This window comes from Acinetobacter sp. SwsAc2 (assembly GCF_013391465.1).
Classification (GTDB): Bacteria; Pseudomonadota; Gammaproteobacteria; order Pseudomonadales; family Moraxellaceae; genus Acinetobacter; species Acinetobacter johnsonii.
In genome coordinates this window covers 45,094-54,880 of record NZ_JACBEZ010000025.1, presented here as the reverse complement: position 1 = coordinate 54,880, position 9,787 = coordinate 45,094, and the positions used below count along the sequence as shown (strand labels likewise).

The 9,787-nt window shown below is 41.9% G+C and carries 7 protein-coding genes; 2 read left to right on the top strand and 5 right to left on the bottom strand.

Going from position 1 to position 9,787, the window contains the following annotated elements; translation table 11 throughout:
* Positions 1-1,335: 1,335 nt before the first annotated feature.
* Positions 1,336-2,568: a tyrosine--tRNA ligase gene (tyrS, locus tag HYI04_RS11785; RefSeq protein WP_178896191.1), complete on the bottom strand. Its 1,233-nt coding sequence runs from the start codon at positions 2,566-2,568 to the stop codon at positions 1,336-1,338.
* 63 nt (positions 2,569-2,631) lie between these two features.
* On the opposite strand from tyrS, the gene HYI04_RS11780 reads away from it, so the two are divergent.
* Entirely contained in the window at positions 2,632-3,759 is a 1,128-nt protein-coding gene (locus HYI04_RS11780; protein WP_178896190.1) for an anhydro-N-acetylmuramic acid kinase, read from the top strand.
* 112 nt (positions 3,760-3,871) lie between these two features.
* On the opposite strand, the gene HYI04_RS11775 is transcribed toward HYI04_RS11780, so the two are convergent.
* The 4 genes from HYI04_RS11775 to HYI04_RS11760 form a co-directional block, all read right to left on the bottom strand.
* The gene (locus HYI04_RS11775) at positions 3,872-5,155 is read right to left on the bottom strand and encodes a lytic murein transglycosylase (protein ID WP_218645687.1); all 1,284 of its coding nucleotides are present in this window, start codon (positions 5,153-5,155) and stop codon (positions 3,872-3,874) included.
* A gap of 791 nt (positions 5,156-5,946) precedes the next feature.
* Positions 5,947-7,068, bottom strand: coding sequence for a 5-(carboxyamino)imidazole ribonucleotide synthase (locus HYI04_RS11770; RefSeq protein WP_005401789.1), 1,122 nt, complete (start codon positions 7,066-7,068; stop codon positions 5,947-5,949).
* 15 nt (positions 7,069-7,083) lie between these two features.
* The gene (gene purE, locus HYI04_RS11765) at positions 7,084-7,596 is read right to left on the bottom strand and encodes a 5-(carboxyamino)imidazole ribonucleotide mutase (protein ID WP_004697498.1); all 513 of its coding nucleotides are present in this window, start codon (positions 7,594-7,596) and stop codon (positions 7,084-7,086) included.
* Positions 7,597-7,788: 192 nt separating this feature from the next.
* The gene (locus tag HYI04_RS11760) at positions 7,789-8,127 is read right to left on the bottom strand and encodes a DMT family protein (RefSeq protein WP_104221713.1); all 339 of its coding nucleotides are present in this window, start codon (positions 8,125-8,127) and stop codon (positions 7,789-7,791) included.
* A gap of 255 nt (positions 8,128-8,382) precedes the next feature.
* Between HYI04_RS11760 and mpl the strand changes: the two genes are divergently transcribed.
* Positions 8,383-9,750, top strand: a complete 1,368-nt coding sequence (mpl, locus tag HYI04_RS11755) for a UDP-N-acetylmuramate:L-alanyl-gamma-D-glutamyl-meso-diaminopimelate ligase (protein ID WP_178896189.1) — start codon at positions 8,383-8,385, stop codon at positions 9,748-9,750.
* The last annotated feature ends 37 nt before the right edge of the window (positions 9,751-9,787 follow it).

Sequence of the window (9,787 nt, the reverse complement as noted above, 5' to 3'; positions counted from 1 at the left end):
GCCTGCCGCCAGCGTTCAATCTGAGCCATGATCAAACTCTTCAGTTAAAATCATTAGTAGCTTATGGCTACAAATCTTGGCTCATCAATTTTCTGACAAATATTTCTCAAATAAACTTCGAGTAATTCTTACCATTCAATCAATGAAATATTTTCGATCGATCAATCAGTAAAAATCCACACAAGTTGTTCTTCATAATCTCTTAATGATCTTTCTAACACCTCGTCAGTGCTAGAAGCTGGACTCAATATACTTAACAACTCAGCACTTCGTGCTTCGTTCGTTTCCGTCTATCTCGTCGGTATGGGGTGCATTCTAGAGGATTTCTAAAGCTTTGCAACCCCCAAATTCACTTATTTGAAACTGGTGTTGGTTTTTTCTACAAAACTTAAGAAAAATCGTATTTTTCATCTATTTTTTGATCATATTTATCATTTTTTCTCTTATTTCTTTCAACATGAGCATTTCATTTCCAATCTTTAAAAGTCTTTTAAGCTTGAAATTTACGCCTTAGCATTTATTTTTTCTTTCAGCAGAGTCTTACCAATCTTCTAGCAACGTTGTTTTCAGGCTTAAAATCACTCTGTATTCCGTTCATCTCTGTATTTTTGATAAATCATCTTTCTAAAGACGTAGTTCTTTTATATTTGATACATACCTAAGCTAAAAAACTGCCACATCGCTATAAAGGCACCTAATTATTTAACAAGAATGGAGTGCTTAGTCTGTTTTTATTTCATTCGCATAAATAGCAAAACCCTCTTCTATCCACATCTCAATCAAAATAATTCAAGACAGAGCTGAAATAACAGCCACGATAAAGCTGGATGATAAGAAGCATCTGAATATAAATAGAAAACGCAGTGTTATATACCTTTGAAGGTGATGACCAGCTTTATTTAAGAGTCTGTTGTACCCAACTTTTATGAAAGCTCGTTATTTGTCCGTGAGAGGCTGATTTTAAAAAACTAAATTTTTGCCAATAAAAAAGGAAGAGATCTCTCCCAAAACCTCTTCCTCGGAGTTAGATCGTTATCTGATCCATAGATGTCATTATTATAGTTATCTTAAAAAAAGTCCCTTGGGGAAGAGACTTGAAAACTGTGGAGAGTTATTCTTATTGACCCTGCTAGCGATGTTAAAAACATCGACTAGACGTTGAAATCTTATACACACTCATTTTAAATTGCAATATTTTTGGAAAAAATTAAGCATTGTTTTTATAAGGTTTTTTTTGAATTTACTTATTTGATTTTTTTATAAAGATTAAAAAAATAAAAAGCAGGCCGAAGCCTGCTTTTATATCAATAACTTAAAGCATATATATGCACTGACTTAGTCTGTAAAAGTGACTTTGGCAATGGCTTTTTTACCCGACTGGACAATTAAAGTGACATTTTCTTTAACAGAGAAACCCATATCGACCACGTTCCAATCAACTTTGACCGCACCACGACCCACGGCATCTTTTGCTGCTGCTGCATTTGGGTTTAAGCCCGCTACGCGAAGAATCGTTGCAATAAACAACTCGCCACCAAATTCAGCGCGTGAGATCGTCACTTCAGGTGTTCCTTCTGGTAACTCACCCTCAGTAATCAGGTTGCCTGCACCTTTATGTGCATTTTCTGCTGCTTCTGCACCATGGAAACGCTCGACCAACTCAAGGGCTAGAATTTTCTTCACTTCTTGTGGATTACGCCCTTCAGCAATTTCGTTTAGCAGGACTTTAATATCATCAACGGATTTAAAGCTGAGTAAATCGAAATAGCGTTCAATTAATGCATCTGGCATCGAAAGGACTTTCTGATACATCGCCCCTGGTGCATCAAATACCCCAATATAATTACCCAAAGACTTAGACATTTTGTTCACACCGTCTAAACCTTCAAGGATTGGCACTGTAATGCAGACTTGCGCTTCTTGATCATAACGACCTTGAAGTGTACGCCCCATCAATAAGTTAAAGGTTTGGTCCGTACCGCCTAACTCAACATCTGCCTCAAGGGCAATCGAGTCATAGCCTTGAACCAATGGATATAAAAACTCATGAATTGCGATTGGTTGATGGTTGTTATAACGCTTGGTGAAGTCATCACGCTCAAGCATACGAGCAACCGTTTGCTGTGAAGCCAATTGAATCAGGTCAGCAGCCGTTTTATCGGCAAACCATTCAGAGTTGAAGCGCACTTTGGTTTTATTCGGATCAAGAATTTTAAACACTTGTTCTTGATACGTTTTTGCATTTTCAAGCACTTGCTCACGCGACAATGGTGGACGTGTTGCACTTTTTCCAGTCGGGTCACCGATCATCGCGGTATAATCCCCAATCAAGAAGGTCACGTCATGACCCAAGTCTTGGAAAGTTTTCAATTTATTAATTAAAACCGTATGCCCCAAGTGCAAGTCAGGCGCAGTCGGGTCAAAGCCCGCTTTAATTTTTAAAGGACGATTTTCTTTTAATTTCTTCAGAAGATCTTCTTCAGAAATAATTTCATGCGTGCCTCGTTGAATGAGAGCAAGTTGTTCTTCAGCCGGCAGGAAATTTGACATCACAAAACCCAAACACATCAGTTATTCAATTTGTGCGATATACTAACACTTTTTCAGCACATTGCAGGCTTTAGAATAATCATGACAGCGATCTATATTGGGGTAATGACCGGCACCAGCATGGATGGTGTTGATATTGTTGCTGCTTCTTTTGATCCATTGCAGCTTCACGCCACCCTCACTCTTTCTTTCGACCCAGATTTACGCGATGAACTGATGGCACTCACTTTGCCCGGTGACAACGAAATCGACCGTATGGGCAAGGCAGATGTGGCTTTAGCAAAGATGATTGGCGAAGGCATCAATCAGCTGATTGAGCAAAGTCATTTAGATCGTAGTCAAATCAAAGCGATTGGCTCACATGGACAAACCATTCGCCATCGCCCAGAGCACGGCTTTACCCTGCAAATTGGTGACCCAAACATCATCACTGAAATCACCCAAATTCCGGTGATTTCAGACTTTCGACGTCGTGATATGGCCGCAGGTGGCCAAGGTGCCCCGCTGGTTCCTGCATTTCACCAAGATATGTTCCAACATGAAAGCATTCATCGCATCATCTTAAACCTAGGCGGCATCGCCAATGTCAGCATGTTACCCGCAGGCCAACCTGATCAGGTATACGGTTTTGATACAGGCCCAGCCAACATTTTAATGGACGCTTGGTGTGAACGCTTTACTGGACAGCCCTATGATGAAAATGGCAATTGGGCAGCTTATGGCCATCCAATTCGTAGCTTGCTTGATCGGCTCCAATCTCATGAGTATTTTTCTAAAGAACCACCGAAAAGCACTGGCCGTGAAGACTTTAACCTCGAATGGTTAGATGAACAAATTGCCGACTGGCGCAATGACCTTGAATATGACGAGCTTGAAGATAGTCCAGAAAATGTTCAAGCCACCTTAATGAAGCTCACCACGCGCGCCATTAAAAAAGCCATCTATCGCTCCGATATGGATACGGGTGAAGTCTACGTCTGTGGCGGTGGTGCCTATAATTCACACCTTTTAGAACAATTACGTTGGCGCTTACGTAAGCACAATTGGTCTGTACAAACCACCTCCGCAATTGGCTTAGCCCCAACGTGGGTGGAAGCAACCGCCTTTGCTTGGTTGGCTATGCGTTTTATCCAGCAACTCAGTGGCAACTTACCGACAGTGACAGGTGCACAGGGCGATCGTATTCTCGGGACAATTACCGCAGTTTAAACATCACAGTGCTTCTGACCTTTTAGTCGCAACCAGTGCAAATCAAAAAAGCCAGTCTGGTGAATAACCGACTGGCTTTTTATCTATATCAGCAATTTTTTTGCTGTTAATGTTAACGCATCATCAACTTGGCATTTTCCTGCCGGAAGGCTTTTAATATTTGCTGTCCCGCTCGTCCCGTCGGGCTTAAACCTAAACGGATTTGCTCCTGTCGTATGGCTTGACGAGTTTTATCACCAATCAAACCATCTACTGCGCCAATATCATAGCCACGATTCAGTAAAAACTGCTGAATTTCACGACGTTCGGAACGCGAAGTGCCTGCATCATCGGTTGGCCAAGTTGTACTAAACCCACCTTGCCCTTGTAAACGGTCTGACAAATGCGCAATCGCTAATGCATAACTTTCTGCTGCGTTATAACTATAGATTGCATCAAAGTTTTTAAACACTAAAAACAGTGGACCATTTTCACCAGCAGGTGCCATCAACCCCGCTTGCGAGCTAGAAGATAAATTGCCTTGAATTAACGCTGAGCCATCTGCACGTACCAAGCCATTTTGTATCCAGTAAGATAAGGACTTCTTATTGCGACGACTTTCACCACTCAGAGAGATCGCTTGCGGATTTTTCACTTCAAAGCCCCAAGGTTGCCCAGTTTGCCAACCGCGTTTTTTGAGGAAATTGGCTGTTGATGCCAAAGCATCTGTAGTACTCGACACCAAATCACGGCGTCCATCACCATCAAAATCAACGGCCAGCTCCTCATACGTCGATGGCATAAACTGGGTATGGCCAAACGCACCTGCCCACGAGCCTTTCAGTTGTGATTCAGTTAAATCGCCTCGCTGTAAAATACGCATAGCGGCAAAAAACTCTCCACGGAAATAGCTTTGGCGGCGCCCTTCACAGCTCAATGTACCTAAAGCTTGTAATAATGGATATTTACCTGAAATATCGCCAAAATTACTTTCCACGCCCCACACGGCAACCACGGTCTCCGCAGGCACACCATATGCTGCCGCAACACGATTCAACACTTCACGATGCTGCGCCAATTTTTGCTGACCTACTGCAACACGCTCATCATCCACCAATCCTGACAAATAATCCCAAATCGGCGTGGAAAATTCAGGTTGGTAATTTAATTTTTCAATCACAGAATAATCAGGCGCTAAATTTTGCGTGTAGCGATCATAAGTGGACGCAGACACACCATTCGCCATCGCTTGGCTTTTTAAATTGGCAATACAGCTTTGAAATGAATTCTGAGGACTATAATCGGAAGTTGCGACATTTGAACTGCCTGTAACTTTTTGACCATTAATAATGAGCTCAGCATTCGCCTGAGTCGCCGCTAAAAAAAATGAACCTAAAAGAAAAGCAAAACGGTGCATAAAATTCCTAATGATTCTTTATCTCTAAATTATGCTTTTTACCTTAACACTTTCGATTTCACTTTTCTGAATCAAAACGTAAATGAATATTCATTCTGGTTTAAATTCAAAACGATCTTTTAAATTTAAAACCACTTACCCACAACACTACAGATCTCAACTTTTGAATTCAAAAACAACCTTTAGTTCAGCAAGCACTTTAAATTCAATCATCTTGTTTTAAATTTATTTTATCCACATTTTTATTTAACCTTCATAATCAACAATATACAAAGAATTAAACTTCGAAACCCAAGCTCAATATTTTTAAATTCAAAACTTTAAATTCATCTCACAGACTTTAAATTTATTGTTTTGAATTTAAATTCAAACAGCATCAAAACTTTTAAATTCATTTTAAATTTAAACACTCGATTTAAATTTAAAACCTACTTTTAAATTCAAAATTTTACTTCTATTTTTTAAATTCAAAACATACTTGAAAAGATATCCACATACCCAAGTTGATAGAGCTCTCTACTGTTTCACTTTCTTTTAGGTGAAAACCAGTGTCACATTCAATCGTAGACGCTGTTTTAAACGTGCTTCTCAGCACAAAACTCGCTTTATTTTGCTTTCAGTTTATTTTTCTATGCGCTAATTTTATCAAAACGGATAAAAAACACTCAATTTATTTTAATTTTGATCCGATTAACGGTCACTTTTTTCAAAGAGGCGCAATCATGCCTGAATGAGTCCAAATAAAAAAGCGACCACTATCGTGATCGCTTTTTTTAACAACAACTGAAGCTTTAGATGGTCATATCTTCGCTCAGTGCCAATGGATTTGGTAAGATTTTAGCCAACTGGCGACATAGCATCGTGAGTTGAGCGGTATCATTCGGCATTAAAGTTAGGTGACCAATCTTACGACCTTCACGTTCTTCCTTATTATAAAGATGTAGATGTACACCTTCTAAGGCCAAGACTTGTTCAGACTGTGGATACTGACCAATAATATTGATCATGACCGTAGGGCGAACGACTTCAGTTGAACCCAAGGGTAAGCCTGCAACTGCACGAATATGGTTTTCAAACTGAGAGCATACTGCGCCTTCAATCGACCAGTGTCCTGAATTATGCACACGTGGCGCCATTTCATTGGCATACAAACCTTTGTCTGTGACAAACAGTTCTAAGGTCAACACGCCAACATAATTCAAATGATTCAATAGGCGAGTGATATAGTCTTGTGCAACGGGTTGTAAGTCCGCACTATTCGGTGCAGGGACAATCGAATGCGACAAAATACCATGATGATGATGGTTTTCAGCCAATGGCCAGGTTTTCACATCGCCATTTTGACCACGTACCGCAATGATCGAAACTTCACGCGAGAAGGTCACAAAGCTTTCTGCAATTAAACTTCCAGCAGGGCCTAATTCAGCCCATGCTTGTTCAATTTGTTGTTCAGAACGCAATACAAACTGACCTTTGCCATCATAGCCACCTGTGGCTGTCTTCAGTACAATCGGTAAGCCTAGCTCAGCAACCGCAGCGCTTAAACTTTCTAGTGAATCTACCGCTTTATAAGGTGCAACAGGAATCTCAAGCTCATCAAATAACGCTTTTTCAGACAAGCGATGCTGCGCAATGGCTAAAGCCTGACGCGGCGGATGCATATCTTTTTGCTTGGTCAAAACATCAACATCAGACAAAGGCGTATTTTCAAACTCAAGGCTGAAGACATCTGCACTGGCAATAAAATCTTGTAAACCGTTTTCAGTTTTACTTGAAATCACCGTTCCTAAAGCCGCTGAAGGGCAGTCTGTACTCACATCAAAGAACGTACATTGAATATTCAGTGGCAAAGCCGCTTGCGCCATCATGCGACCCAGCTGCCCACCACCAAAAATACCGATGGTTTTATTCATGAGGAATGCCCCGTATTAAGCTTGGCCTGGAATATTGTTGCTTGCGACTTTGTCAGTTTGTGCAGCACGGAAATCGGCTACATTTTTTGCAATTTCAGGACGTGTCAGACCTAAAATTTGTGCAGCCATAATCGCGGCATTGGTTGCACCTGCTGGACCAATTGCCAAAGTACCCACTGCAATACCTGCAGGCATTTGCACAATCGATAACAGTGAATCGACACCGTTTAAAATCGAAGACTTCACTGGCACACCAAGTACAGGCAAATCAGTTTTCGCCGCACACATTCCTGGTAAATGCGCCGCACCGCCTGCACCCGCAATAATCACTTGGATACCACGGTCACGTGCTTGCTCAGCATATTCAAAAAGACGATCTGGCGTACGGTGCGCAGACACAACTTCCGCTTCAAATGGGACACCAAGTTGCTTAAGCATATTGGCAGTGTGTTCGAGAGTGGCCCAATCTGATTGAGAACCCATGATAATTCCAACGAGAGGAGTGTCTTGTGAAGCGGCCGCATTCATTGCAATGTTTCCAGAGATAGTTAAGAGAGATAAATCTCGACTAGCGCCAAGCTTTAATAAGAGCCCCGTATTATAGACTGATTTTTCAGCTCTCCAAAATTTAACCGTACAACTAAATGCAGATTTTTCTTGTTTTTTTATGGCGTAGCATAAAACTTAAATAAAAAGAGGACTGTAGCCTCACTTTTTGATTTATTGGCTGCGAAAGACAAAATACACACAACCAAATAAACACAGTCCTGCCCATAAATAATCGAGCTTAAAAGGCTGTTTAAATAAGAAAATCATAAACGGTACAAAAACCAAGAGCGTCACCACTTCTTGAGTGATTTTCATTTCGCCCATTGACCAGCCTTGCTGTGACAACATACGGGTCGCAGGAATCATAAAACTGTATTCCACCAATGCAATGAACCAGCTAAATAAAATGGCTTGCCAAAGCGGTACACCCGGCAAAAATTTTAAGTGTCCATACCATGCAAGTGTCATAAAACAGTTGGCAATAATCAATAAAATAAAGGGCAGGGACATGAAGCAAGATCGCCAAATTTAGGAGCATTTTATTCTACGTTTTTTGCTAGAAAATTCAGCAAATATTGCACTTTTCAGCCGACTTTTTTACAGAATAAAAGCGTTGTTCAAGCCGCAGAATAATTAAACGATTAGATACAAGAATCACTATCTTTTCGCTAAGCGCCTTGCTATGGTTGCTTTCACATCGAATTAATCACGACAACAGCACCAATAATACGTGATGTGTCTATAAAAGCAGTGGAGTGAGGCGGAATGCATCTGCATATTTTGGGTATTTGTGGCACCTTTATGGGGTCTTTAGCGCTTTTAGCACGTGATCTTGGCCACACAGTGACGGGTTCGGATCTAAACGTTTATCCTCCCATGTCCACCCAGCTCGAAAATGCAGGCATTACCTTAATGCAAGGTTATGACCGCAGTCATTTACAACCACATCCTGATTTAGTCATCGTCGGCAACGCGATGAAACGCGGGATTGATGCCGTTGAATACATGCTCAACGAAGGCTTGCCATATATTTCAGGCCCACAATTTTTGGCTGATCATGTGCTCCAAGGCAAACACGTACTTGGCGTAGCAGGAACCCATGGTAAAACCACCACCACCACCATGTTGGCTTGGGTATTGGATCAGGCGGGTTTAGAGCCAGGTTTCCTGATAGGCGGTGTACCTTTAGGTTTCTCTGAAAGTGCGCGTTTAGGTGGTGGCAAATACTTCTGTGTCGAAGCCGATGAATATGATTCTGCCTTTTTCGACAAACGTTCGAAGTTCGTGCATTACCACCCAAAAACAGCCATTTTAAATAACCTTGAATTTGACCATGCCGATATTTTTGATGATCTAGCAGCGATTCAAAAACAATTCCATCACTTGGTTCGTACCATTCCAAGTGAGGGTCGTATCATTGCGCCAATTACTGAAAGCAATATTGATGAAGTTTTAGAGCAGGGCTGTTGGACACCTGTGGTTCGTACCTCTTTAGAGGCCCAAGACAAGTCTGAATTGTATGCCGAACAACTCAGTGCTGATGGTTCACACTTTAAAGTCCTCCAACACGGCGTGGTGAAAGGCACGGTGCAATGGAACATGACAGGGCAGCACAGCGTAGCCAATGCTTTGGCGACTATCGCTGCGGCTGAACACGTCGGCGTGAGCATTGAAACAGCGTGCGAAGCACTGTCTAACTTTGGCGGCGTGAAGCGCCGTATGGAGCTTTTAGGCACAGTACGTGGCATTGAAGTGTATGATGACTTTGCCCATCACCCAACCGCAATTGATACGACGCTAGAAGGCGCACGTAAGCGTTTAGGCGAGCGTAAGTTATGGGCAATTATTGAACCTCGTTCAAATACCATGCGCATGGGAAGCCATAAAGATGGACTCGCACACTCTGCACGTTTGGCCGATGAAGTGATTTGGTATCAACCAGAAGGTTTAGACTGGGACTTGCAACCTGTCATTGCGGCTGCGCCCAACAAGGCCGTGGTCGCACGTACATTAGATGACATTATCCATACCATCGTCAGTGGTGCAGGCGAGGGCGATGCAGTCGTGATCATGTCCAATGGTGGCTTTGGTGGCTTACACCAAAAATTGATCAGTGCCTTGAACGCAGAATAAGTTGTACCATTAGAAGAAAAAACCCGCATATGGCGGG

Bases quoted from the DNA above. Each gene is read 5' to 3' on its own strand.
- tyrS (WP_178896191.1), bottom strand. From the start codon at position 2,568: ATGTGTTTGGGTTTTGTGATGTCAAATTTCCTGCCGGCTGAAGAACAA.
- HYI04_RS11780 (WP_178896190.1), top strand. From the start codon at position 2,632: ATGACAGCGATCTATATTGGGGTAATGACCGGCACCAGCATGGATGGT.
- HYI04_RS11775 (WP_218645687.1), bottom strand. From the start codon at position 5,155: ATGCACCGTTTTGCTTTTCTTTTAGGTTCATTTTTTTTAGCGGCGACT.
- HYI04_RS11770 (WP_005401789.1), bottom strand. From the start codon at position 7,068: ATGAATAAAACCATCGGTATTTTTGGTGGTGGGCAGCTGGGTCGCATG.
- purE (WP_004697498.1), bottom strand. From the start codon at position 7,596: ATGAATGCGGCCGCTTCACAAGACACTCCTCTCGTTGGAATTATCATG.
- HYI04_RS11760 (WP_104221713.1), bottom strand. From the start codon at position 8,127: ATGTCCCTGCCCTTTATTTTATTGATTATTGCCAACTGTTTTATGACA.
- mpl (WP_178896189.1), top strand. From the start codon at position 8,383: ATGCATCTGCATATTTTGGGTATTTGTGGCACCTTTATGGGGTCTTTA.